The 24956-nt window shown below is 58.8% G+C and carries 20 protein-coding genes and 2 pseudogenes; 18 read left to right on the top strand and 4 right to left on the bottom strand.

Annotation, left to right across the window (positions count from 1 at the left end; translation table 11 throughout):
- The first annotated feature begins 8 nt into the window (after positions 1-8).
- The 5 genes from JW799_RS21660 (at position 9) to JW799_RS21680 (ending at position 6094) form a co-directional block, all read left to right on the top strand.
- Positions 9-1622 carry a glycoside hydrolase family 43 protein gene (locus JW799_RS21660; protein ID WP_080839386.1) on the top strand — a complete coding sequence of 538 codons (1614 nt, stop codon included), beginning with the start codon at positions 9-11 and terminating at the stop codon, positions 1620-1622.
- A gap of 21 nt (positions 1623-1643) precedes the next feature.
- The gene (locus JW799_RS21665) at positions 1644-2708 is read left to right on the top strand and encodes an NAD(P)-dependent alcohol dehydrogenase (RefSeq protein ID WP_080839387.1); all 1065 of its coding nucleotides are present in this window, start codon (positions 1644-1646) and stop codon (positions 2706-2708) included.
- Between the two features lie 66 nt (positions 2709-2774).
- On the top strand, positions 2775-4463 hold the full coding sequence (locus tag JW799_RS29770; RefSeq protein ID WP_205431658.1) for a histidine kinase: 1689 nt from the start codon (positions 2775-2777) through the stop codon (positions 4461-4463).
- The gene (locus JW799_RS21675) at positions 4460-5239 is read left to right on the top strand and encodes a response regulator transcription factor (protein ID WP_080839390.1); all 780 of its coding nucleotides are present in this window, start codon (positions 4460-4462) and stop codon (positions 5237-5239) included. The genes JW799_RS29770 and JW799_RS21675 overlap by 4 nt, the downstream gene beginning before the upstream one ends.
- A 429-nt stretch (positions 5240-5668) precedes the next feature.
- Positions 5669-6094 (top strand): hypothetical protein, encoded by a 426-nt coding sequence (locus JW799_RS21680; protein ID WP_080839393.1) that lies wholly within the window; start codon positions 5669-5671, stop codon positions 6092-6094.
- Positions 6095-6306: 212 nt separating this feature from the next.
- Here the strand turns inward: JW799_RS21680 and JW799_RS21685 are convergent, their stop codons facing one another.
- Positions 6307-7098, bottom strand: a complete 792-nt coding sequence (locus JW799_RS21685) for a DJ-1/PfpI family protein (protein ID WP_205431660.1) — start codon at positions 7096-7098, stop codon at positions 6307-6309.
- A gap of 21 nt (positions 7099-7119) precedes the next feature.
- Complete coding sequence (locus JW799_RS21690; protein ID WP_338026311.1) at positions 7120-8181, bottom strand: DJ-1/PfpI family protein; 1062 nt, start codon at positions 8179-8181, stop codon at positions 7120-7122.
- 253 nt (positions 8182-8434) lie between these two features.
- Here JW799_RS21690 and JW799_RS21695 point away from each other — a divergent pair, with 253 nt between their 5' ends.
- The 3 genes from JW799_RS21695 (at position 8435) to JW799_RS21705 (ending at position 12450) form a co-directional block, all read left to right on the top strand.
- Entirely contained in the window at positions 8435-9124 is a 690-nt protein-coding gene (locus tag JW799_RS21695; protein ID WP_205431662.1) for a response regulator transcription factor, read from the top strand.
- Complete coding sequence (locus JW799_RS21700; RefSeq protein WP_205431664.1) at positions 9121-10905, top strand: sensor histidine kinase; 1785 nt, start codon at positions 9121-9123, stop codon at positions 10903-10905. The genes JW799_RS21695 and JW799_RS21700 overlap by 4 nt, the downstream gene beginning before the upstream one ends.
- A 144-nt stretch (positions 10906-11049) precedes the next feature.
- Positions 11050-12450: an ABC transporter substrate-binding protein gene (locus JW799_RS21705; RefSeq protein ID WP_205431669.1), complete on the top strand. Its 1401-nt coding sequence runs from the start codon at positions 11050-11052 to the stop codon at positions 12448-12450.
- Positions 12451-12618: 168 nt separating this feature from the next.
- Here JW799_RS21705 and JW799_RS29775 read toward each other — a convergent pair whose 3' ends face one another.
- A complete protein-coding gene (locus JW799_RS29775; RefSeq protein ID WP_205431670.1) occupies positions 12619-12939 on the bottom strand; it encodes a hypothetical protein in 321 nt (106 codons plus the stop codon).
- 23 nt (positions 12940-12962) lie between these two features.
- Between JW799_RS29775 and JW799_RS21715 the strand changes: the two genes are divergently transcribed.
- The 9 genes and pseudogenes from JW799_RS21715 (at position 12963) to JW799_RS21755 (ending at position 23008) form a co-directional block, all read left to right on the top strand.
- A complete protein-coding gene (locus tag JW799_RS21715) occupies positions 12963-13226 on the top strand; it encodes an efflux RND transporter periplasmic adaptor subunit (protein WP_205431671.1) in 264 nt (87 codons plus the stop codon).
- A 556-nt stretch (positions 13227-13782) separates the two neighbouring features.
- Positions 13783-14823, top strand: coding sequence for a LacI family DNA-binding transcriptional regulator (locus JW799_RS21720; protein ID WP_080839409.1), 1041 nt, complete (start codon positions 13783-13785; stop codon positions 14821-14823).
- Positions 14824-14884: 61 nt separating this feature from the next.
- Positions 14885-16879: an ABC transporter substrate-binding protein gene (locus tag JW799_RS21725; RefSeq protein ID WP_240353371.1), complete on the top strand. Its 1995-nt coding sequence runs from the start codon at positions 14885-14887 to the stop codon at positions 16877-16879.
- Positions 16880-17002: 123 nt separating this feature from the next.
- Positions 17003-17968, top strand: a pseudogene (locus JW799_RS21730) (ABC transporter permease); the annotation flags it as partial.
- A gap of 127 nt (positions 17969-18095) precedes the next feature.
- A pseudogene (locus JW799_RS21735) lies at positions 18096-19058 on the top strand (ABC transporter permease); the annotation flags it as partial.
- Between the two features lie 124 nt (positions 19059-19182).
- A complete protein-coding gene (locus JW799_RS21740; RefSeq protein WP_205431673.1) occupies positions 19183-20322 on the top strand; it encodes an ABC transporter ATP-binding protein in 1140 nt (379 codons plus the stop codon).
- Complete coding sequence (locus JW799_RS21745) at positions 20315-21331, top strand: ABC transporter ATP-binding protein (RefSeq protein ID WP_205431674.1); 1017 nt, start codon at positions 20315-20317, stop codon at positions 21329-21331. The genes JW799_RS21740 and JW799_RS21745 overlap by 8 nt, the downstream gene beginning before the upstream one ends.
- The gene (locus tag JW799_RS21750) at positions 21328-21894 is read left to right on the top strand and encodes an HAD family hydrolase (protein WP_205431675.1); all 567 of its coding nucleotides are present in this window, start codon (positions 21328-21330) and stop codon (positions 21892-21894) included. Before JW799_RS21745 ends, JW799_RS21750 begins: the two co-directional genes overlap by 4 nt.
- 148 nt (positions 21895-22042) lie before the next feature.
- Positions 22043-23008, top strand: a complete 966-nt coding sequence (locus tag JW799_RS21755; protein WP_205431676.1) for an NPP1 family protein — start codon at positions 22043-22045, stop codon at positions 23006-23008.
- A gap of 153 nt (positions 23009-23161) precedes the next feature.
- On the opposite strand, the gene JW799_RS21760 is transcribed toward JW799_RS21755, so the two are convergent.
- Positions 23162-23842 (bottom strand): hypothetical protein, encoded by a 681-nt coding sequence (locus JW799_RS21760; protein WP_205431677.1) that lies wholly within the window; start codon positions 23840-23842, stop codon positions 23162-23164.
- 424 nt (positions 23843-24266) lie between these two features.
- Between JW799_RS21760 and JW799_RS21765 the strand changes: the two genes are divergently transcribed.
- Positions 24267-24878, top strand: a complete 612-nt coding sequence (locus JW799_RS21765; RefSeq protein WP_205431678.1) for a TetR/AcrR family transcriptional regulator — start codon at positions 24267-24269, stop codon at positions 24876-24878.
- Positions 24879-24956: the final 78 nt, after the last annotated feature.

The raw sequence follows: 24956 nt of genomic DNA on the forward strand, positions 1-24956 counted from the left end.
TAACGCCAATGTCTCTTATCCGCAATCCGATTCTGCGCGGGTTTAATCCCGACCCGTCCATCCTGAGGGTCGAGGACGATTACTATATTGCCACTTCAACGTTCGAGTGGTTTCCCGGCGTGCAAATTCACCACTCCCGCGATCTCCGGCACTGGCGGCTGCTGGGCCATCCGCTGACGCGGCCCAGCCAGCTCCAAATGCTGGGCAATCCGGACTCCGGCGGCATCTGGGCGCCGTGCCTTAGCTATGCGGACGGCGTGTTCTACCTGGTCTATACGGACGTTAAAAGCCACTTGGGGCCGTTCAAGGACACGCACAATTATCTCGTGACGGCGACCGATATTCACGGCCCTTGGTCCGATCCGGTTTATTTGAACAGCAGCGGGTTCGACCCGTCGCTGTTCCACGCCTCGGACGGGCGAAAATGGCTGCTCAACATGGTGTGGGACCACCGCAAGGGCAAAAACCCGTTCGGCGGCATCGCGATGCAGGAATATTCCGTCCGCGAGCGGAAGCTGGTCGGCCCCGTCCGCAATATTTTCCGCGGGACGGAGCTCGGCCTGACCGAAGGGCCGCATTTGTACGAACGCGGCGGTTATTACTACCTGCTGACCGCCGAAGGCGGGACGAGGTTCGGCCATGCCGCGACGGTGGCCCGTTCCAGGTCTCCGTTCGGCCCGTACGAAGCCGATCCGCAAGGACCGCTCCTCACCTCCGCCGGCAAGCCGGAGCTGGAGCTGCAGCGAGCGGGCCATGCGAGCCTGGTCGAGACGCAAGGGGGCGAATGGTATATTGCACACCTGTGCGGCAGGCCGCTGCGTCCTTCGATGCAGTGCAATCTGGGACGGGAGACCGCGCTGCAGCGGGTCGAGTGGACGGAGGACGGCTGGCTGCGGCTGGCCGAAGGCGGCAACAGCCCGTACGTGACGGTACAAGCGCCCGATCTGCCGGAGCACCCCTGGGAAGAGCCCGGGGAGGAGCTGTTCGCGTTGGGCAAGCTGAGCATGCACCTGGCGTCGCTGCGCCGGCCGGTCGGCGAGGATTGGGCGACGCTGCGGGAGCGTCCCGGTTTTCTGCGCCTGAAGGGAGGAGAATCGCTTTACTCGGCTTTCAGGCAGAGCCTGTTGGCGCGCCGTCAGCAATCGTTCGTCATGGAGGCGAAGACGGCGGTCGAATTCGAGCCCGAGCACTATCAGCAAATGGCCGGCCTGATTTACTATTACAACAATAAAAATTACTACTACCTGCATATCAGCCGGGACGAGGACGCCGGACGGTGCTTGCGCCTGATGACAAGCGACCGGGGCGTTTACGACGAGCCGCTGGAAGCGCCGGTGTCCGTCGAAGGCTGGGGCCGGGTTCATCTGATGGCCAAGGCGGATGGCGAAAAGTTCGCGTTCTACTATTCCGCCGACGGGACCGACTGGACGCCCATCGGTCCCGTGCTGGATGCCGGAAAAATATCGGACGAGAACGCCGAGACGATCATCGACGGCTATTTGATCGACCAAGGGTTTACCGGAGCGTTCATTGGCATTTGCGCGCAGGATTTGAGCGGTTCCGGCAAGCATGCGGACTTTGCTTATTTCACGTATCGCGAGCCGGAACGCCAGCCGGTTTAAGACGGGAAGGGGATAAAAACGATGAGCGCCAACACCATGAACGCGGCCGTTCTTAATCGGCCGCTGGACATCGAAGTGAAACGGGTTCCGATTCCGGTTCCCAAAGAGGACGAGGTGCTGCTGAAAGTATTCTGCATCGGAATTTGCGGTTCGGACGTTCATTATTACGAGCACGGCAAGATCGGCCGGTACGTCGTGGAGGCTCCGCTCATTCTCGGTCACGAGCTGTCCGGCGTCGTGGTCGAAACCGGGGCCAAGGTGACGAACGTAGCGGCTGGAGACCGCGTCGCGGTCGAGCCGGGCGTCACGTGCGGCCGCTGCGGCTATTGCAAATCCGGCCGGTACAATCTGTGCCCGGACGTCGTCTTTATGGCGACGCCTCCCGTGGACGGAGCGTGGGCGGAATACGTGGCGATCCGCAGCGATTTCGTGTTCAAGCTGCCGGATTCGATGAGCTTCGAGGAAGGGGCGCTGATCGAGCCGTTCTCGGTCGGCATTCATGCGATGAACCGGGGAAGGGTGAAGCCCTCCGACCGCGTTCTGGTCACCGGACTCGGACCGATCGGCCTGCTCGCCGTGCAAGCGGCCAAAATGTACGGCGTAAACGAAATTTACGCGACCGACGTCGTGCCGTTCCGCCGCGAGCTCGCCTTGCGGATGGGCGCAACCGCCGTGTTCGATCCGAGCAGCGAAAACGTCGGGCTGAAGCTGGCCGAAGCGACCGGCGGGCACGGCGCCGACGTGCTGGTGGAGACGTCCGGCAACGGCCGGGCGATCGAAGACGCGATCACGACCGTCCGGCGGGGCGGACGCGTCGTGCTTGTCGGAATGCCGGCCAAAGACAAGCTGGAAGTGAACATCAACCATCTGATCGACGCCGAACTCGACGTCTGCGGGTTGTTCCGTTACGCCAATACGTATCCGGCGGCTATCCAGGCGCTTTCCGGCTCCAGGCTCGACGTGGAGAAGGTCATTACGCACCGCTTCGCTCTGGAGGACATCCGGGAGGCGGTCGAGATGGCACGCACCCAGAAGGACACCAGCATCAAAATCATGATTTACCCGGATCAAACCGCGATTAGCTAAGGGAACATGGAGAAGATGCGTCTGCTCAAACGATTGGGACTGGATCAAACAAGAGGACAAATATTCGTGGGCTTCATTGTCGCGATGACGATCGTGCTGCTCGTCGCCGTCGGCAGCCTGTATGCGCTGCTGTCGGGCGTGCAGAAGCGAAACGCGGCCCAATTTGCCGAAGAGATCGCGGACCAAATGAGCGGGCGCCTCGAATCTCTCCTTAGCGAAATCAACGTGCTGACGCTGCAGCTGGCGATGGACGAACGGATACAGGAACGGCTCCTGGAGGAACGGAACGGCCGCGAGGCGACATACGAGGAACGGATGAAAATCCGCCGCATCCTGTACGACAAAATCGTCTACTCCGAAACGATTCAGGACATGGAGCTGTTCTCGCTCGGCTCCAGCATTTATCCGATCGTGGACAAAACCGTAGAAGACAGGGCGGGGAGCCGGATCGTCGCGAAAGCCGATGAAAGCGACCGGGCGGGCGCCTTGGTCTGGCTGGCCCGCGACCCGGAGAACTCCGAGTACCTGCTGGCGATAAGACAGGTCAAGCTGGAGAAGCTGGATTATGCCAAGGGAGGCTACCTGGTCGTCCGGGTCAAGCCGTCGCTGATCGAATTCATCGACAAGGACCGGGATGCGGCGAAGCTGAAGGGCAGCATCATGGTTCTGTTCGATGAGGAAGATCAGATCCTGTCCGCCGAATCGGGTGCGGCCCAAGAGCTGCCCGACGACGAGGCCAAACGGCGGGACTACATCGTCGTGAGCAAAAACGTGAAGGAAACCGACTGGCGGCTGGAAATTATGCTCCCCAAAAAAGTAGTCACGGAGGATATCCGGCTGATCCGGAAGGTGATGCTGTGGGCCAGCCTCGCGTGCGCGGCGCTGTTCGCCCTGCTGTCGTATTCGCTGTCCCTGCTCATCACGCGTCCGATCCAGAAGCTGACCCGCGTCATGCAGCAAGGCAAGGAAGGGACGCTGAGAGAGAACCCGGAGCTTTATTTCAACCGGGAGGTCAACCAGCTGAATACGAAATACAACCAGATGGTCCGGCAAATGAATCACCTGATCCGATCGGTGTACGAGACCGAGCTGATGAAGAGCAAAAGCGAGATCACGGCGCTTCATTCGCAGATCAACCCGCACTTCCTGTTCAATACGCTGGATTCCATCTATTGGGCCCACATCCGCAAGGGAGAGAAGGAGCTGTCCGGCTCCATCGTCAGGCTTGCCGAGCTGTTCCGTTACACGATCCATTCCCGGCACGGCGGCGACGGCAGCGTTACGGTAGCGGAGGAGATCGAACAGGTCAAACGGTACGCGGACCTGATGAAGCTCCGCTGGCAAGATCGCCTGCATGTGGACATCGCGGTCGATCCGGCCGCGGCCGCCTGCCGGATTCCGAAGCTGACCGTTCAACCGCTGGTGGAAAACGCGATCGTGCACGGCATCGAACCGCTCGGCCAGGGCGGACTCGTGACGGTAACCGCTTCCTTGCAAGGGGAGACCGTAACGGTCGTCATCGCGGACAACGGCGTCGGCATGAGCGCCGAACGGCTGGAGGAGATTCGCGGCCGGCTGCGCAAGGAGACGAAAACGGAGCTGATGATGAACGGCAGGGGCATCGGGATTTTCAACGTGCACAAGCTGGTGCAGCTGCAATACGGAAAGCCGTACGGCCTGCGGATCGAGAGCAGGGAGGCCGGCGGGACGACGGTAACGTTGACCTTGCCGGCGAACGAGGGGGAGAAGCCATGAAGTTTCCGTCGATTCTCGTCGTCGAAGATGAACCGAATACAAGGCTGGGCGTCACCTTTACGCTTCAGGAATGGGGCGGCGGCCGGGGCGTGATCGACAGCGCCGAAAACGGGGCCGAGGCGCTGAATCGCTTGCGCGCGAACGATTACGATTTGCTGCTGACCGATATCCGGATGCCCGTCATGGACGGCATTCAGCTGCTGGAAGCGCTTCGCGGCGACGATAATCCGATCCGCTGCATCATGCTGACGGGATTCGCCGAATTCGATTATGCCCACAGCGCCTTGCGGCTGGGGGTTGCGGATTATTTGCTCAAGCCGGTGCAGCAGGATCAGCTCGTCCAGGCGGTCGAGAAGGCGCTGTCGATCCCGCTGCCGAATGATCGGCTGCCCGCCCGGGAGCGGGAGGAGGCGGCGATTTCGGACGAGCCAGGCAACGCCGCCATCGGAAAGGCGGTTCAATACATTCGCGAGCATATCCACGAAGCGCTTCCGATCAAGGACGTGGCGGCCCGCGTTCACCTGAACGCCAGCTATTTCAGCGTGCTGTTCAAGGAAGAGCTGGGCATCAACTTTATCGATTATGTCACGGAATGCCGGATGAAGAAAGCGAAGGAAATGCTGCTGCAATCTTCGCTCAGCCTGGAAGAAATTTCGGAGAGAATCGGCTATCAATCGACGAGCTATTTCATCAAAATTTTCAAGAAGCACGAGCAGTTGACGCCCAAGCATTACCGGGACCGAATGAAACAGCGCAGCCGGGGCGTCCGAACGTAGACGAAGCGGAATCGACTCGAAAAGCACGCCGGCTAGGCGTGTTTTTTGTTTGCGGATCAGAGGCGATCGGATGAAAGACCTGCAATGATGAAGGTTTTCCTAAGAACCGCAGATGACTCGCGGGAGCAAACATGCGAAAATGCATTTTTTTCGTACGAACAGGCCAAAACGGGACGTCTGCGCAGGCAAAGCCTGCGCATTCGCATGAATTTCACCTTCTGCCGGTCGATTCAGCTTAAAAGGATGCAGATTCGCAGGTTTTTGTAAGAGCTGCATTTGATCGGACGGAATCCGGTGAAACCAAATCGCCCCCCTATGCCGAACCAGCTGAGAACGCTAAAACCGATTTTGCAATCTATCAATTTGCTTATGAATTAGTATATAATAGAAAAGCGACTAATATTTGTGTTTTATAAGGAGAGATGAACGATGAAAAAACGGAACCTGCTGCTGGCGACGGTGCTTGCCGCCACGTTTGCATCCGCAACCTCGGCATACGCGGCGGACAATTACGAGCCGAACGACTCGTTTTCGACCGCAACGAGCCTCCCGTATTCCCGGTACATTACCTCGTATATCTCCACGCCGACGGACGCGGATTACTACAAGGCTTCCGGCGGACGGCTCACGCTGTTCCAGCTCGTCAATCCGGAGGGCGCCGATTACGATCTGTACCTGTACGATGCGAACTTCAACCTTGTCTCCTCGTCCGCGACGTCCGAGTCGACGGAAAACGTAGGCTACTATACGACCTCCCTTAGCAATACCTATTATGTCAAGGTCGTCGGCAAAAACGGCCAGCACGACCCGGACCGCCCCTATACGCTGAGGCAGATTTATAATTTGTACGTTTGAATTCGATCTGAACGATTTCGCTCCTCGACGCTTTGAGGCAAAAAGAAATGCGAGCCGACATTCGAAGTTTTCGCATGTCGGCTCCAGTATATCCTAAATATAACATTTATTCAAAGCGCTTCGCCGGCGGCACGGACGTTTCTCCTGAACGCTGCCGTCGAGCGCCCGATCGGCAGCGATCCAAAATGCAGGGCCGCTGCCAATCCGGCCTGTTATTTTACTTCAGGGGCTTTCTGACTCGCGTTAAAATCGATCGGCGCCATGCCTTCCGCTTTCCATACCGTTCCTCGTGCCTCGTATTCAAACAACTTCTCGACGGCATTGGCGATTTGCGGTCCTAACTCGCGTTCGACCAAATACAAGGACACATCGAGTCCCGAAGTGACGCCGCCTCCGCTGACGAGGCGAGGACCGTCTTCGACGACTCTCGCTTCTACCGGAATGGCGCCGAGAGCTCCTAGCGCTGTCATGCCGATCTGATTCGTAACCGCATATCTGTCTTTCAACAACCCTTTCATCGCGAGCAGCAAGGAACCTCCGCATACGGTAGCAACGGTGACGTCCTCATTGTGGAGAGCCCTTTTCATCTGTTTAGGCAAGTCCGTCTCCGAGGCCTGCTTTAAAATAGCCGGGATGGCATCTTCCGAATTTCCTGCCGGCTTGCCCGAAGCGCCCGGTACCAGAATAATCCCCGGACGATTCGGATCCAATACGGCTTGCGCTTCGAGGGACGGACCGTTCAAACCGCTCGGAACGAAACGCTTGCCCTCCGCGGATACCAATTCCACCGTAACCGCATCTCCCGAATACATGCCGGCGGCGGCGAAAACTTCATAGGGCGCCAATGCGTCCAGCAGGTCGAACCCGTCGAAAAGCACGATTTGAACATGCAGGCTTCCATCCTTCGGAGCATCCCGTTCCTCTTTTGTTTTTGCGCTTCCGGCAGGGGCGACCAGGCTAAGCATAAGCGTAATCGACAAGAGCAAGCCAAACATTTTTTTCATTTTCAGATCCGATCCTTCCGTTTAGGAAATCCGTTTTCCCGTTAATTTGGATGCCGGCAGCATGCCGGCTTTGGCGACTCCGGTCATCCGGTCTCCGTCGACCGCAACTTCGAATCTCAGATTCAAGCGAATTGGTTTCGCGATTCGAAGAGACCAGACAAGCTTTTCGTCCTGAAACTCGGGGCTTATAAATTCGACCGTTTCGCCTCCTTGCGTTGCCTTGCCTCGAATCAACCCGCCGCTTGCCGAGATCGAGAGCTTGACCTGAAGCTTTCCGATCGGCGTAACGACGGTCGTGTCCCAATCCCCGTCGAAAGCGGACGGATGCCCGATTTTTCGACCCGGAACGCCGTCCATCTCACTCGTCGATTCCGATGCGGTGTTCGAGGCGCCGTCATTCGAAAATTTCGAACTCCCGGGCGCCATTCCGGCATTTCGCCAAACGGTCCCTCTCCTTTCAAACTCGAACAACCGTTCGACCTCGCGCGCGATTCTGGGGCCTAGCTCGCGTTCCACCAGGTAAAGCCCGACATCGAGCCCGGAAGTGACGCCGCCGCCGGTAACCAGGTTGCCGTCATCCACGACGCGTGCCGGGACGGGGACCGCTCCGGCGGCTCCGAGCAAATCCATGCCCAGACGGTTCGTTACCGCAGGCCTGCCTTCCAGCAATCCTCCCATGGCCAACACCAGGGAACCGCCGCATACCGTGGCGACGACGATGTCTTTTTGCCCCAGCGCCTGCCCAACCAGCCTCGTCAAGTCCGTATTCGCGGCCCGACCCAGTATGGCCGGGATCGAATCGGGGCCGTCTCCTTCGACGTCGCCGGAAGCGCCTGGCACGAGAAGGATGCCTGCGCGTTCCGGGTTCAATGCGCCGGTCGCCTCGATTTTTAACCCGTTGATGCCGCTGGTCACGAGCCTCGGTCCTTCGGCGGTGACGAACTCCACGCTGAACGCGTTTTCCGCATACATCGCGGCGGCGCAAAACACCTCGTAGGGCGCGATGGCATCCAGAAGATCAAAGCCGTCGAAAAGCGCGATCTGAACCGTTACCGTATTTTTTGAAGCGTCAATCGGAATCACTCCTTCAATTTTATTGACCGGGACGTTAATTGCGCTTTCGGGCGCTCCCGTCCGCGTTCGCGTTATAACCGTAACAAAGGAATATCTCGATTGAGGTCGGAAAAAAGGCACAATATCGTCAACAGTTCATCACAAAATGCGCGCTTATCATCCTTGCAGGCGCAGAACCCGGGAGTTGACGAGCCATTTCCTAACGGCGACAATGGGGGAAGACTTGGCATCGGGATTCGATGCGACAATAGGCGGTGCGCACATGTCGGAAAAAACGATTCTGATCGTCGAAGACGAACCGATTTTGCGGGAAGTCCTTAAAGATTATTTCGCCAGCGAAGGCTATGGAGCGCTGGAGACCGGAGACGGCAACGAGGCGTTGGCGCTCTGCCGCGACCGTGCGGTCGATCTGATCATTCTCGATATCATGCTTCCCGGACTGGACGGCTGGTCCGTATGCCGGCGGATTCGCAAAACGTCGGACGTTCCGATCATCATGCTGACGGCCCGCGCGGACGAGGACGACACGCTGCTCGGCTTCGAGCTAGGCGCCGACGACTACGTGACGAAGCCGTACAGCCCGCCGGTGCTGCTGGCGAGAGCGAAGCGGCTGCTCGAGAGCCGGGCGCGCCTTCGGGCCCCATCCTATGCGGGCGACTCCTTGAGACTGCAAGGCGTGCATCTGCATTTTCCGTCCCGGACCGTGACGGTGGAGGGCGATCTGATCGGCCTGACCCATACGGAATTCGAAATTCTCGCGTATCTGATGCAAAACCACGGCATCGTCGTGACAAGGGAGCAGCTCATTCGGAAAATTTGGGGATACGAGTACGATGGGGACGACCGGACGATCAACACGCACATTCGCAATTTGCGAGCCAAGCTAGGGGAAAAATCGTCGCTAATCGCAACCGTCGTCCGTGCCGGATACAAGTTTGGGGGCGAACGATGAGGGTCGGCATCGTCTGGAAGCTGTTCGGGCTGACGACCGCGCTTTGCTCTCTTATTCTAGCGGTTATATACGTCGGTCAAACGCTTTTTTTCAAAGAATACTACATCAACCGGAAAGTCGCCGACATCGAGGCGGAACTGCGGTCGTTCGCGGAGAAGTACGCGGTCGGCGACGAGGCCGACATCGCGAAGCTGGAGCGGAATCTCGATCTAAACCATGGCGTTTGGGCAACCGTGCTGGACGAGTATGGAAATCCGCGTCAAACGATGTACCTGGAGACGAAGCTGGCCGAAGAGCCGGACGGGCCGCCGTACCGGGTCCCGCTGGATGCCCTCGTTCCGGAGGACGGCGCGAACGCGGACATTTCGGCGCTTGCGCGGGGAACGTATATTATCATCCAGGGCATCAAGCGGACAGGTTTGTTTCTGCCGATCGCGCTCGAAGCGCCGGAACTGGGCGCAAGCTGGAAAGACGAACGGCTGGCGTCCCTTACCGATGAGTTGGTTGGGGAGTATAAACGGCGGTATGCCGAAGAAAAAGCCCCGCCGCCATTCGAGTTTACGGCATCCAAGGCGATCGTGGACAACGTTCGGATGCAGCTTCCGGAAGACGGATCCGAATCGCCGGGCGACAATGAGCTTTTCCTGGACCGAATCGAAGAGTTCCGCGTCGATCTGCTGCTTGGCGAAGAAATGAAAGCCGACGCTCTGACAACGGACTTCGAGCAGAACGACGTCCGGTATCAATGGTTCGTTCGACCTTTGATGAACGACCGGGGTGAAGCTGCGTACCTGGTCGCGCTCGTTTCGCTGCAGCCGGTGGACGAAGCGGTGCGAATGGTAGAGGATTATTATGTCTATGTCGTCGCGTTCGCGACGGTACTCATCGTGCTTGTCTCCCTCTATCACGCCATTCGAATCGCCCGGCCGCTGCTCGCCATCAACCGGACGACGAAACGGCTGGCGGAGCTCGACTTTACAGCCGCGGTGCCGATTTCTTCGCGGGACGAGATCGGGGAGCTGTCCCTCAGCATCAACACGTTGTCTAGCAGCTTGCAAGCGCACATCGGCCAGTTGAAGGAGGACATCGAAAAGGAGAAACGGCTGGAAACGACGCGCAAGGAATTCATCTCCGGCGTATCCCACGAGCTGAAGACGCCGCTAAGCGTCATGAAGAGCTGCCTTTCGATCCTGAAGGACGGAGTAGCCGGCGAAAAGCGGGATTATTACTTTGCCGCTCTCGAGCGGGAAGTCGACAAGATGGACCTGCTCGTCGCGGACATGCTCGATCTGGCCAAGTACGAGTCGGGCACGTACCGGTTGAAAACGGAGCCGTTCCCGATCGAAAAGTCCGTCGAAGCCGTCTGCGAGCAGTTGGCTCTGAAGCTCGCCGAAAAGCGGCTGCGCCTGAAGGCGAGCCTGGAGCCCGCCGTCGTGGTGGCGAACCAGCGGCTCATCGAGCAGGTGGCGGTCAACTTTTTGAACAACGCCATCCAGTACACGCCCGAAGAGGAGCGAATCGACATCCTCGTCGCTCGCGAAGGAGAGCGCGTTCTCGTGCGCGTGGAAAACAAGGGAGCCCGCATTCCGGACGAACAACTGGATAAAGTGTGGGACCGCTTTTATCGGGGGGACTCGTCCCGCCGACGTTCCGAAGGCGGCAGCGGGCTCGGACTTGCCATCTCGAAGAACATTCTCGAGCTGCATGGCGTTCCTTACGGCGCGGGGAATACGGAAGACGGCGTCGCGTTTTATTTTTACCTGGACATGCATGCGGAATAACGGCAGCGGAGAAGGCGCCCCCGGGAGGGGCGTTTTTTTTTCGAATCTTTATCCGATCTTGATCTCGTCTCCATTCCGTCTTGACGGCCGACGGCTACAATGATGACATCATCCAGTCCAAAAGGAGAAGGAGAATTTGCCGAGATGAGAAAGATATTGCTTGCTTTAGCCTGCTGCCTGCTTGTCCTGAGCGCCGCCGCGTGCAGCGGGAACGGAAACGGGGGAGAAAGCCTGAAGCCGTCCGGTTCGACCAATGCGGCGAACGGGGAAACGAATGCGACGCCGAAACCGTCCGGCGCCGGATCCGGAAAAGCACCCATTGGACCGCCTGCGACGGACGAAGAGAAAACGGTCGTTTTTTCCGCTTACGACTACAACGAAGTATACGAGGAAGCAAAGCGGAAGTATGAGGAGCTGCATCCGAACATTACGATCGAAGTGAACTATTTGCGCAAAGGGATGAACGACCTCGACGGCAAGCTGCTGGAGCAGTTCCGCATGACGACGGGGGCCGAGATGCTGGCGGGCCAAGGCCCGGACCTGCTGGACATGACTTGGCTGCCGACAGATCAGTATGCGGGCAAAGGTCTGCTGCTGAACTTGAGCGAAGCGATCGCGGGCGATCCGACGTTCGACGCCGACCGGTATTTTACAAACATTCTCGACAATGTGAATCCGGACGGCAATCTGTACGCGATTCCTCTGTCGTTCATGCTGAACGGACTGATCGGCGACCGGCAGGCGATCGAGAAAGCCGGGGTCGCGTTCGACGACCAAAGCTGGAACTGGGCGCAATTCAGCGAGACGGGAAGCCGATTGGCGGAGGCCGGGGAGTACGAATACGGCTATGTCTACAAGGCGCCGGAAAACCTGGTCTACGATCTGGTCAGCAGCAACTATCCGGCGCTGGTGGACGAAGCGAACCGGCAGGCGAATTTCGAAGGCGAGCTGTTTGTCGGGCTGCTCGACCAGATCCGCGACATGGAAACGAATAAGGCGCTGACGCTGGATGCGCGAAATTTCGAAAAATCGTACTTCATCGATATGACCCTTTCTTCGGTCGAAGATTATTTCCGCGTCTTGAACGAATCCATCTACCAAAAGAATCCGAAGTTTTACGCGAACCCGAAAGCGGACGGCATGGCGCCGGGAGGATTTTTCTCCACTGCTCACAACGTGGCGATCAACGCGAACTCGTCCGTCAAGGCGGAAGCTTGGGACTTCCTGAAATTCCTGATGAACGAAAAAAAACAGGCCTACGGGTTTCCGATCAACAAGTCGGCCTACGAGGAACGGATCGACGAGCTGGTGGCGGCGGGGGAACTGGCTGACGCGGAGACCGGCAAAACGTTTCCCGTGACGGAGGCCGACCGCGCGGCTCTGGACGAGCTGCTGGCCCGGGCGGTGCATTCGAAAGCCGACATTCCGCCCCAAATCGAATCGACGCTGTTTAGCGAACTCCCCGCCTTTTTCAGCGGGCAGAAGTCGGCAGAAGCCGTGGCGAAGCTCATTCAGAACAAAGTGACGACTTATCTCAATGAATAAGCGATATTTCGACGTCTTCCGAACTCGCGGGGACGGCGTCGCGGCGCTGCTGTTTCTTGCGCCCAGCCTTGCCGGCTTCTCGGTTTTCTATGCGGTTCCGTTCGCGATGGGCTTGTACGAATCGTTCGTCGATCCGACGGGAGGCGGACGGTTCGTCGGGTTCGCCCATTATCGGGAGGTGCTGGACAGCGGCTCGTTTCGCCGGGCGGCGATCAACACGCTGCTTTTTGCCGGGCTCAGCGTTCCGTTACTGATCGCGGCGTCGCTTCTGATCGCTCTGCTGCTCGACTCGCGTCCGGCAATTCGCCGCTGGCTGCAAACCGCCTTCGTCCTGCCGCTTGTCGTGCCGGTCGCCTCCGTCGTCGCCGTCTGGCAAATCGTTTTCGATTGGAACGGCGCGCTGAACGCCTTCAGATTCGGGGACGGGAACGGAAGCGGCGCTTGCGGAGGAGATTCGACTGCTGCGCATCGTCGTAAGGGACGAGGCATTGCGAGGCGGGGAGCGCGTTCGGTTGGAGCTGGCCGCCGGGGAAGAAGGCGACGCGCTGCTCGTTTCCAGCCGTGCGCTTCGATGGGATCGGGACGGCGCCTATGCGTTTGTCATTCGGGAGCGAACCAGTCCGCTGGGCAACGCTTACTACGCCGAGCGCGCAAATGTCGAACTATCCGGCGCGGACGATCGAACGGCTGCCGTCGTCTCCGGACTGTCGGAGTTCGACCGCATCGTCGTGGAGAGCGAGGAGCCGCTGGAGGACGGGACGCGAGTTCGGCTGTGAAGGATGCTTTGTTTCTTGTACACCGATTGGCGAGGCGTTCAATACCGGTACCAACACCTTGTATCCGGGCCGCGTGTCGGAGAGTGAAACGCACCAAATTACGGAGGATGCCGCTATTAAGATGAGTCCTCTTATATCGGCAGAGGTCAAACAAAAAGTCATCGAATCGGTTTCCATGCTTTTAAGGGGGGATCGAACATGATTATCGAATGCAAGCTTGCCAAATCGGGGCGTGTTAAAGCGACATGGTTCCCGGAACTCGCCACTCGGGGAAACGGCCGGGGAACTGAATTAACGGTCGCAAGAGACCGTTATTCGCGAAATATCGGGAAAGGCGACAAATAACGGCCTCGCGAGGCCGTTATTTCGTTTGAACGGGTCCAAATACGGCCCGGGAGCTGAGTACGAATCATCTCTAAACCCTGGTGGACTTTCGTTAAACTAGTTTAACAAAACGGACCGATCAACACGAAAAATTAAAAAAAGTCTTCATCCTTTATAATCTTCGTTTTACAAAACTAGTTTAATATCCATATTGGGAAGCGGAGGAAAGAGTATGCCTAATATGAACGATGTGGCAAAGGTGGCAGGCGTTTCTAAAAGCACGGTGTCGAACGTGTTCAGCGGCAAGCGAGCGATCAGCGAAGCCGTGCGAGAGCGCGTGCTGAATTCGGCCAGGGAGCTCAATTACCGGCCGAACTATTTCGCAAGAAGCATGGTCACGAAGGAAACGCGGATCATCGGGCTGGTGATGGACGGCCGGAAGGTGAAATTCAACCAGTACAATCTCTCGTTTTTTAACGGCGTATTGAAAGAGTGCAATCGGCAGGGCTATCGACTGCTGATCGACACGCTGCCCGACGAGTTCCGAAACCAGGTGACGCAGATGACCTCCGACCCGGCGGACGGGGAGATCATTCTCGACCCGTCGACGTCGGACAAGCGCATTGAAGAGCGCGCGGCAAGCGGGCGGATCATGACGATCATCGGCAAGCCGCCGAAAAAATTCGAATCGAACCTGTCCTATGTGAACAACGACAACGTCATGGCGGCAGAAGCGGCGACGGCCCATTTGCTCGAACTGGGACACCGCAATATTTTGCTCATCAATGCGGTCAAGCAGCACACTGTCAGCCAGGACCGCAGGGCCGGCTACGAGGCGGCTTTTCAGAAGCGCGGGCTTGCGCCGGACGAACGATTTTCCGTCTTTCGGGACGAAGCGGTCAGCTCGATCGAGTACGGTTACGAAACGGCTGTAAAATTCCTGCGGCGCTTTGCCCGGATTACGGCCGTCATCGCCGATACGGACCAGATCGCGTTGGGCGTGTACCGCGCATTGTCCGAACTGGGGTTGGCGGTCCCCCGCGACGTGTCGGTTATCGCCTTCAACAACGATACCGTCTATCCGAACGAGTTCAATCCGCCCCTGACGTGCATCGAATTGAACGGCGAGACGCTCGGGCAGGAGGCGGCCAAGCTGCTGATCGAACAGCTGAAGGCCAAGGAAAAGCTCGTCAAGCAAGTGATCATCCAAAGCAAGCTCGTAGAGCGGGCCTCCTGCGGTCCGGTTCGGTCGATTTTCCCGTCGGATTCATGAAACGAAGCGAGCCGACGTGAAAATAGAAGTGTTTTCATTAAAAGAGCGGAGGGAGATTTCTTTGCGGTTCAAGTCGGCTTACGGATGTATGGTCATGGTGCTCGTCATCGCTTTGCTTGCGGCGTGCACGGGGGGCAACGAAACGGCAACGAACGGTAGCGGGACGCAGGCGCCGGCAACGGAAACGGCGGCGTCCCAGACGCCGACTTCGAGCAGCGGACAAGCGTCCGGCTCCGGAGACTACAAGGAAGCGCCGATGCTGGCGGAGCTGGTGAAAGCGGGGACGCTGGCGAACGTCGCCGAGCGGCTGCCGGCCAAGGAAGACATTATGGTGGAGCCGGTCGTCGAAAAAATCGGACAGTACGGCGGCGAATGGAATTTCCCCTGGAACGGACCGGACGACAAATGGTCGATCGGCCTGCCGACGGAAGAGGCCCTGTTCCGCTTCAACAAGGAGGGGACCGGCGTCGAGCCGAACGTCGCCAAAGGCTACGATGTCAACGCGGACTCGACGGAGTATCTCATCTACCTGCGCAAAGGGATGAAATGGTCGGACGGCGTGCCGTTCACGGCCGACGACGTGATCTTTTACTGGGAGCATATGCTCCTTCCCGAAACGTTCGGCAAAGCGCTTTACGACTGCTATTATTCCGTCGACCCCGTCACCGGGGAAAAAGCGCGCGCGGACGTAACCAAGGTGGACGATTACACGGTCAAGGTTACGTTCAAGCACCCGAACGTCATGTTCCTGGAGCGGCTGGCCATCGACAACAAATGGTTTTTCGCGCCGGCCCACTATTACAAAACGATTTTGCCGGAATTTATCGGCGAGCAGGCGGCGCTTGCGAAGGCGAAGGAATACGGCTTCGAGGACCTGAAAAACTTCGGCGTATGGACGGGCTATTACTACTGGCTGTACTCGCAGCGCCCGACGCTGCGCGCCTGGGTCGCCAAAAACGACATGAACAGCGACCGCTTCATCATGGAGCGCAATCCTTATTATTTCAAGACGGACGCCGAAGGCAACCAGCTGCCGTACATCGATCGCATCGTGTTGACGAAAATGCAGGACAAGAGCCATAAACTGCTCGAAACGATGGCCGGAAACGTCGAAATCACGACGTTCGATTTTACCGACTTCACGGTGCTGAAAGAAAACGAGCAAAAAGGCGGCTACCGCGTCATTCCGTGGACAACGCCGAATTGGTCCAGCACGGGCGTGCAGCTGAACCAGACGACGGAGGATCCGAAGCTGCGCGAGCTGTTCCAGGACATCCGGTTCCGCGAAGCGCTGTCGGTCGCGGTCGACCGCACGGAAGTGTCGGAGATCATCACGAACGGACTCGGCGAGCCGAGACAGGCTTCGGTGCCGGAAGGCCTGCCGAATTATCAGGAAGGCTGGGCGCAGCAGTGGGTGGAGTACGACACGGCGCGCGCCGCCCGGCTTCTAGACGAAATCGGCCTGAAGTGGGATTCCGCCAACAAGTATCGGACGTTTGCGGACGGTTCCGCGCTTACGCTGACGATTTATCAGGAAGATACGGCTGACAACGAGAAATTTATCGAGTTGATCCGCAAGTATTACGAGGCGATCGGCCTGAGAACGGACGTGAAAATCGTCGATCAGGGCTCGTATTTCGACCTGAAGTACGCCAACAAAATCCCGGTGGCCGTCAAAACGGTAAGCATCGTCAACGTGGCGTTCCGTCCGGACGAGCTCGTGCCGCTGCGCGTCATCACGCCGTGGTTCGGACACTACGGGCTGTACACCTCCTCGCAAGGGAAGGAAGGCGTCAAGCCGGAAGGCGATATCGCCAAGATTCTCGAGCATTGGGACAAGGTAAAGGCCGCGAAGACGAAAGAAGAAGTGCAAAAGTGGACCGACGAAATCGTCAAGCTGCATCAGAAAAACCAATGGGTCATCGGCTACACGGGACCGACGCCGGTGCTCGTCGTGGCGAAAAACAATTTGCGGAACGTGCCGACGCTCGTCAGCTCGGACGAATTCCGCGGACTCGGACACGCGCATCCGGCTCAGTTCTTCCTGGAGTCGTAATCCCGAGGCCGAGTTAGCCGGACCTTGACCAACGACGAATGCCAGGGGGACGAAGGAGCCGATAGAACGGAACCGAACGCCCCCTGGCTTTTTATTGAAATTCCGGAAGGAGTTATCGGCCCGATGCTTCGCTACATTTCACGCCGAACGCTGGTCATGGTTCCCGTCGTGTTCGTCGTGTCCATGATCGTTTTCTTCATCATCCAGCTGCCGCCGGGCGACTTCGTCAGCGGCTACGCCGCCAAAATGGCGACCAGCGGCGAAATCATGGACGAGCGGGCGCTCGCGCTGCTCCGCGAGTCGTACGGCCTGGACCGGCCGTGGTACGAGCAGTATTGGACATGGATTTGGGGGATCGTCACGGAAGGCGATTTCGGGTATTCTCTCAGCTACAATCGTCCGGTATCGGACATCATCGGCCAGTACATGGGCATTACGGTGCTGGTGTCGGTACTGTCGATGCTGTTTACGTACATCGTCGCGATCCCGATCGGGATTTTGAGCGCGGTGAAGCCCTATTCCTTTTTCGATTATTTGGCGACCGGCATCGGCTTTCTCGGCATGGCGATGCCCAACTTCCTGTTTGCGATCATTCTGATGTTCCTGTCGTTCAAGTGGTGGGGCGATCCGATGCTCGGCCTGTTTTCGCCGGAATTCGCGGACGCTCCGTGGACGGCCGCCAAGTGGGCCGATCTGTTTCAGCACATGATCATTCCGGTTATCGTCATCGGAACTTCCAATACATGCGAGCTGATCCGCGTCATGCGCGGCCAAATGCTCGACGAGATGTCGAAGCCCCACATCGCGACGGCTCGGGCCAAAGGGCTGCCGGAACGGCGCATTCTGCTCAAATACGCGGCGCGGGCCGCGATCAATCCGATCGTCAGCACGCTCGGCTGGTCGCTGACGACGATTTTCACCGGCTCGACCATTACCGCGATCGTCCTGAATCTCCCTACCCAGGGGCCGGTCATGCACAAGGCGCTGCTCAGCCAGGACATGTATCTGGCCGGCAGCTGGCTGCTGTTGATGGCTGTCTTTACGCTGATCGGGACGCTCGTTTCGGATATTTTGCTGGCGTGGCTTGATCCAAGGATCCGGCTCGAGCGGAAGGGGCCGGGGCATGAGCGTCGAGACGAAAACGGCGCCGCGCCGCCGCTTCCTGCGCGGAGAAAGGCCGGCGAAGCCGGAGCGGGCGGCCTCTCATTGGCGCCTGATGTACCGCGAGCTGAAACGGCACCGGCTAGCCCGGATCAGCCTGATCGTGCTGGCCGCGCTCTATCTGATGGCGCTGCTGGGCAACTTCATCGCGCCGCAGGGGCTCGAGAGCTACAGCAGCGAGTACATGAACAGCGCGCCGACGAAAATCCGGTTCGTCGATGCCGAAGGAAAGTTTCATCTCCAGCCGTTCGTCTACGGCTTGAAGTCCGAGCGCGATCCGGAAACGCTGCGCAAGCGGTTCGTCGAGGATCCGTCGCAAACGTACCCGATCAAGCTGTTCGTTCGCGGCGAAAGCTATTCCTTTCTCGGGCTGTTCGAAACGAACGTGCACCTGTTCGGAGTCGACGAGCCCGGCCGGCTGTTTCTGTTCGGCACCGACGGCATGGGGCGCGATTTGTTCTCCCGCGTCGTCCTCGGAAGCCAGGTATCGCTGACCGTGCCGCTGGTCGGCGTTGCGATCAGCTTCGTGCTCGGCCTGCTGATCGGCGGCATATCGGGCTACGCGGGCGGACGCACGGATTCGGTCATTCAACGCTTCATTGACATCGTCCGGTCGTTTCCGACGCTGCCGCTCTGGATGGCGCTAGCCGCGGCGATTCCGCCCCGGGTCGGGGTGGTCGAAATGTTCGTGTACATCACGATCATCATGGCGTTCATCGAATGGACCGGACTCGCCCGCGTCGTCCGCAGCAAATTCATCGCGCTGCGAAACGAGGATTACGTCACGGCGGCAAAAATCGCGGGCGTCGGCGATCTGAAGATCATTTTCGTCCATCTGGTTCCCGGATTCATCAGCTATCTCGTCGTCGCGGCGACGCTGGCCATTCCCGGCATGATCATCGGGGAGACGGCGATGAGCTTTCTCGGGCTCGGCATCCGTTCGCCCGCCACGAGCTGGGGCGTGCTGATGCAAGAAGCCCAGCAGATCGAAAACGTCGCGCTGTATCCTTGGAAGCTGATTCCGGTGCTCTTCGTCATCGTAACGGTGTTGGCGTTCAATTTTCTCGGGACGGGCTTCGCGATGCGGCGGATCCGTACAGCCACGAAAGCGGCAGGAAAGCGAAGGAAAAGAGGTGGCGCAAATGGCGCGGGCGAGACCGGCAGCTGCCGGCGTAACGAAAGAAGGAGCGGCCCCCGGTGCGGACCTGCCGGCCGCCGAGGTGAAGGGGCTGCGCGTCGGCTTCCGGACGGAGGCGGGCATCGTGCAGGCGGTGAACGGGATCGACCTTGCGATCCCCCGCGGGCGAACGCTTGCGCTCGTCGGCGAGTCGGGCTGCGGCAAAAGCGTGACGGGCAAAGCGCTGCTGGCGCTGTTTCCGAAGCACGCCGAGACGGAGGGAGAAATCTGGCTTGCGCCGGAAGGCGAAACGGGCGCGTCCGGCCGCTTCGATCTGCTGAAACTGAAGCCGAACGGCAAGGAAATGCGCGCCGTGCGCGGCGGCACGGTGTCGATGATTTTCCAGGAGCCGATGACGGCGCTTTCGCCCCTGCATACAGTCGGGGATCAAATCATGGAGAACGTGCTGCTGCACCGTACCCGCAGCCGCAAGGAAGCGAAGGAAATCGCGCTCGACATGATGCGGCGCGTCGGCATCTCCGTGCCCGAGCAGCGGTTTCGCCAATATCCGCATGAATTTTCCGGCGGCATGCGGCAGCGCGCCATGATCGCCATGGCGCTGTCGTGCCGGCCCGCGCTGCTCGTCGCGGACGAACCGACGACGGCGCTCGACGTCACGATTCAGGCGCAGGTGCTCGAGCTGATGAAGCAGCTGCAGCGGGAAATGGGCATGGCGATCCTGTTCATTACGCACGATCTTGGCGTGGTCGCGGAAACCGCCGACGAAGTAGCGGTCATGTACTTGGGACGCATCGTCGAGAGAGCGCCCGTGCGCGAGCTGTTCCGCGATCCGAAGCATCCGTACACGAAGGGGCTGCTGCGTTCGATTCCGAGGATCGGCGGCGGGGAGAGCCGGCTGGCCTCGATCGAAGGCACGGTGCCGCTGCCGCTCGGACGCCCCCCGATGTGCGGGTTTTACGAGCGCTGCCCGGACCGGATCGAGGGGCTTTGCAACCGGCATAACGTCCCGGAAACGCTCGCGGGCGACCGGCACCGGGTCCGCTGCTTTCTATACGGAGGGGCGGAGGCGGCCGAAGCGAGCTCGGAAGGCGAAGCGCGCCGCATCCCCGGCGGCGAGGCAAAGGAGATGGAATCGGATGGCTGAAACGCTGCTTCAGGTGGAAGGATTGACGAAGCTTTACCCGGGAAAGCGCAAAAATGCGCCGATTCGGGCGGTGGCGGACGTTACGTTCGAGGTCCGGCGGGGCGAAGTGTTCAGCCTCGTCGGGGAATCGGGCTGCGGCAAGACGACGCTCGGACGCTGCATCGTCCGCGGGCTCGAAGCGAGCTCCGGCCGGGTGCTGTACACGCCGGAAGAAGGGGAGACGGTCGATTTTTTATCGGCGGACAAGCGCACGTACAAGCGGCTGCGCAAAGAGCTCCAGCTCATTTTTCAGGATCCGTATTCCTCGCTCAATCCCCGGATGACCGTCTTCGACATCATCAGCGAGCCGCTGCGGGCGAATGCCCGGCTGGGGCGCCGGGAGCTGGAGGAGCGCGTGGCCGCGATCGCCGCGAAAACCGGGCTCGATCCGCAATATTTGCGCCGGTACCCGCATGCCTTTTCCGGCGGCCAGCGGCAGCGGATCGGCATCGCCCGGGCGCTCGTCACCGAGCCGAAGCTGGTCGTTTGCGACGAGGCGGTATCCGCGCTGGACGTTTCGATTCAGGCGCAAATCATCAATCTGCTGAAGGATTTGCGGGAACAGTTGAACATGACCTATTTATTCATTTCGCACGACCTGTCCGTCGTGGAGCATTTGTCCGACCGGGTGGCCGTCATGTATTTGGGCCGGATCGTCGAGCTGGCGCCGAAAAACGAGCTGTTTGCGCGTCCGCTGCACCCGTATACGCAGTCGCTCCTGTCCGCGGTGCCCCTGCCGGATCCGGAGCTTGCGCGCGAGCGGCTGCTGCTTGAAGGCGAGGTGCCGAATCCGGCCGATCCGCCTTCCGGCTGCGCGTTTCACCCGCGCTGTCCGTTCCGGACCGAACGGTGCGAGCGGGAGGCGCCGCCGTTTCGGGAGATCATGCCGGAGCGTTTAGCGGCTTGTCATTATGCAGGGGAGCTTGCGCTTCCGGGCGCGATCGGAACGAAAAAGGAGGCGGCGGAATGAGGGAGAAAAAGGCTCTCGTCGTGTTTCTGGATTGCGGCGATACGCTGGTGGACGAAGGCAGCGAAGTGAAGGACGAGAACGGCATCGTGCTGCGGGCGGACCTGATTCCGGGAGCGAAGGAGACGGTCCGAACGCTCTACGAAAGAGGCTATACGCTCGCGCTGGTGGCGGACGGGGCGGCTCAGTCGTTCAAAAATACGTTGACGCAGAACGGCATTTACGATTATTTCGACGCGATGATCTACTCGGAGACGATCAAGGCGACCAAGCCCGACCGCCGCATGTTCAAGGCGGCCGTCGGGGCGCTCGATCTCGGAGAGGCCGACTACGGCCGGATCGTCATGGTCGGCAACAACCTGAGCCGGGACGTCAAAGGCGCCCGGGCGTTCGGCATCGCCTCGGTTTTTCTCGCTTGGACCCCGCGTTATCCGCACGTGCCCGCCGACGAAAGCGAGCGTCCGGATTACGTCATCCATGAGCCGCTCGAGCTGCTGGAGCTCGTCGAGCGATTGAACGAGGCCGTCGAGGGCCGTTTGATGCAAATCGATCGTCAAAGGAGGTGATGCGGCCGAATCGGCGGTCCCGTCCCGCTGCCGGTAACGGCCGAATCGGCGGTTCGAGAAGGGATTCGAGAGGGGAGAGAAGCCGGCGGGAAAGGACGCGGAAGTTCGGAAGGACGCGGGAAAGGATAACGAGAAGAGGAGTGAAACGATGAAAAAAGGACGGAATTTGCGGAAACGGGCCGCAGGGCTTGCGATGGCGGCGGTACTGGCATTTACAGGCGCGGTTTTTCCGGAAAACAAGGCGGGCGCGGCAAGCGACCTCGATCTGGCCTACCGGTGGGCGCCGGTTCATATCCAGGATACGGACAGCACCGATTACGACGCGGACTTTTTGACCGCTGTCGATTTCGACGGCGACTGGAACGCCTCGAACAATTGGGAAAACCAGGCGACGGACGTGAACCGCCTGAAAGGAACCGCGTATTACTCGATCGTCGAAACGTCCACGCACTGGTACATTCTTTACGCGTTTTACCACCCGCGGGACTGGACGGACTTCCCGTTTTTCGGATTGGACGAGCATGAGAACGATATGGAAGGGCTGGTGTCCGTCGTTCGCAAGGACGGCACCGAATACGGCAAGCTGGAAGCGATGGTCACGACGTTCCATAAGGATTTCTACTCGTTCAAGCCGGCTGACAGCGCGTATACGAACGGCGAAGAGACGATCGACGGCACGGTCCGCTTCCAGAACTACGGCGGCTTCGATCGCCCGGTGACGTTCCAGGAAGCGAAGGCGCACGGCATCAAGGCATGGGACGGGACGAGCTATGCGAATACCGATGTCGTCTATTATTATCCGAGCAAGGATACGGCCGAGGTGCCGGAAGGCGGCAACGATCGCGACGTGAAGTACAAGCTGGTGAACATATTCGAACCGAACGGCCTGTGGGATCATCGGAACGATCCGTTAACCTTCTCGAGCTGGGGCTCGTTCAACGGCAACAACGGAACGGGCGGCGCCAATGCGCCTTGGGGCTGGGGCGACCAGAACGACAGCAGCCTGCTGACGGGCGGCGAAATGGCGACCGATCCGGCGGAACTCATCTCCATCTATTTCGGCAACCGGGGGTCGTTCAGCACCGTTTATACGCGAAATCCTTACAACGGCTAGTTCCGTGGGGAAAGGGTTCCCGAAAAAGGCAGCTGAGGTTAAGCTGTATCCCTAAAAATGATTGACGACGAAAAACGGAGCAGCGGCGGCCTTACCGGCGTCACTTGCTCCGTTTTTTCGCGGCTGCGGATTTTGCGGCCGACGAAGCCGCACTCACGCTTCGGCCGTTTCGCGAAGCTCCTGGAGCAGGGCGGTCATGCGAGCCGGAATTTCCGCCTTGAGCTCGTCCCAGGCAACAAACATCGCAGGGTCCCATTCATAAGGCTCATACACTCCGGCGATGTCGAACCGGAACGTTCGCAGATGGGCCACGGCGAGCTCGTCGTCGGACGACGACGTTTTGAAGGCGCCCTTGAACATGCCGGGCTCCAAGACGCCGCCCCTGCCCGCATGCGGACCGGTCGCCGCATGCAGGTTCGGCAGATGCTCGAACGCCTCTCGAACCGGCGCAAAGGCGTGCTTGCCGGGCTGCACGAACAGGCGGATTCGGCCGCTTTCGTCCATGTTGCCCCCGCCCGGCGCGATTCCCTTCACGTAAGAGCCGTGAAAGCTCGCTTCGCAATCGAAGACGTCGCCATCCGGAGACAGGTACACCCAAACGTGTTCCAGATCGTACAGATGCTCGATGTCGTAATCCCAGTAAACGGCATACTCGATGACGGCGCCAACCCGACGGCCGTCCACCTCGACGGTGCGGTCGAACGACGGGGAGGGCCCCGTTTTTTTCATCAGCGATACGCCCACCCGTACCGGACGAAACGGTTCGTTCCGGTCCAAAAACAGCTCCGGGGCGTGGCGGAGCGCAAGTTCCCGCCATTCAAGCCTGTCGCGCACGGAGGCACTCTCCTTTTTCGAATCCCTATTGGTTGCGTCTTATGAACAGAATAACGGACAATCTTTAACGCCGTGTCAAACGTCGGCATTTTCGTAATGGGACGCCCATTGAACGATAATGCGAGAAATGGTAAAATAAAGGGCTTCCCGAAAGGCTCGGACGCGATTCGCAAAGATGCGGAGCGCCAAGCGCGCCTTGGCTCAACGCGTGTGGCGGCATGGGCAGCACTACGCGGACGCCAAAACCCCGATCATCCGGGAGATCCTGGATCGAGCGAACGCGGCCTCACGGAAACCCGATCATGACCGACCCGAATCGTAAATCGTCCTTTCTCTCGAGAGGCATGTTCTTATTTCATTTGCCAATCGGGTCAAAGTGCGATTATAATATTGAATCATACCAATAGTAAACGGGTGTTCATTAATGCAAACGTTAAAAGAAGAGATCGACAACAGGATTTTGTCCGCGGCATTGAACGAATTCGAACGGTTCGGTTACGCCAAGTCCTCCATGCGGCGAATTGCGGCGGAGGCAGGCGTGACAGCGGGCAATATATATCGCTATTACAAGGGGAAAGAGGATTTATTTCAAGCGCTCATTCGGCCTATATATCTTCAATTCATGAATTTGCTCCTGGCGATCAAAGCCGAAGTCGAGGCAAATCTTTCCGAACTTATAGGGGTTCCCGAGCAAATGGAGCTCGTAAACTCCACCTTGAACCGCCTGATCACTTTTCTGGAGGAATCAAGCAAGGAGGCCAAAATTCTTCTTACGCTAAGCCAAGGCTCCGCCTTCGAGCACGCCAAGCAAGAGTTGACCGAAATTATCAACCAAATTTTCGAAAATGTCATGTTTTACAAGCAAGGGGACATCGGCCCCAAAGAAAAAACGGCCGTTGCCATATTAGCCGCAACTTTGACGGAGGGGGTTTGCCTAACGCTGCAGATTGTAAAGGAAAGAGAGCAGATTCGATACGCCATACTGGAATTGGCGGCCGTATTCGGCGCCGGATTAAGGGAAAAAAACAAAACGTAGTCGCCGTCCTTAGTGTGCGCAAAAAATGAACAGCTGTTTACGAATGAAAAACGAATAATTTCAATACGAGAGTAGGAA

The sequence above is a fragment of the Cohnella algarum genome, from assembly GCF_016937515.1.
Taxonomy (GTDB): Bacteria; Bacillota; Bacilli; order Paenibacillales; family Paenibacillaceae; genus Cohnella; species Cohnella algarum.

Coding starts and splice junctions, on each gene's coding strand:
- JW799_RS21660 (WP_080839386.1), top strand. CDS start 9: ATGTCTCTTATCCGCAATCCGATTCTGCGCGGGTTTAATCCCGACCCG.
- JW799_RS21665 (WP_080839387.1), top strand. CDS start 1,644: ATGAGCGCCAACACCATGAACGCGGCCGTTCTTAATCGGCCGCTGGAC.
- JW799_RS21675 (WP_080839390.1), top strand. CDS start 4,460: ATGAAGTTTCCGTCGATTCTCGTCGTCGAAGATGAACCGAATACAAGG.
- JW799_RS21680 (WP_080839393.1), top strand. CDS start 5,669: ATGAAAAAACGGAACCTGCTGCTGGCGACGGTGCTTGCCGCCACGTTT.
- JW799_RS21685 (WP_205431660.1), bottom strand. CDS start 7,098: ATGAAAAAAATGTTTGGCTTGCTCTTGTCGATTACGCTTATGCTTAGC.
- JW799_RS21695 (WP_205431662.1), top strand. CDS start 8,435: ATGTCGGAAAAAACGATTCTGATCGTCGAAGACGAACCGATTTTGCGG.
- JW799_RS21700 (WP_205431664.1), top strand. CDS start 9,121: ATGAGGGTCGGCATCGTCTGGAAGCTGTTCGGGCTGACGACCGCGCTT.
- JW799_RS21705 (WP_205431669.1), top strand. CDS start 11,050: ATGAGAAAGATATTGCTTGCTTTAGCCTGCTGCCTGCTTGTCCTGAGC.
- JW799_RS29775 (WP_205431670.1), bottom strand. CDS start 12,939: ATGCCTCGTCCCTTACGACGATGCGCAGCAGTCGAATCTCCTCCGCAA.
- JW799_RS21720 (WP_080839409.1), top strand. CDS start 13,783: ATGCCTAATATGAACGATGTGGCAAAGGTGGCAGGCGTTTCTAAAAGC.
- JW799_RS21740 (WP_205431673.1), top strand. CDS start 19,183: ATGGCGCGGGCGAGACCGGCAGCTGCCGGCGTAACGAAAGAAGGAGCG.
- JW799_RS21745 (WP_205431674.1), top strand. CDS start 20,315: ATGGCTGAAACGCTGCTTCAGGTGGAAGGATTGACGAAGCTTTACCCG.
- JW799_RS21750 (WP_205431675.1), top strand. CDS start 21,328: ATGAGGGAGAAAAAGGCTCTCGTCGTGTTTCTGGATTGCGGCGATACG.
- JW799_RS21755 (WP_205431676.1), top strand. CDS start 22,043: ATGAAAAAAGGACGGAATTTGCGGAAACGGGCCGCAGGGCTTGCGATG.
- JW799_RS21765 (WP_205431678.1), top strand. CDS start 24,267: ATGCAAACGTTAAAAGAAGAGATCGACAACAGGATTTTGTCCGCGGCA.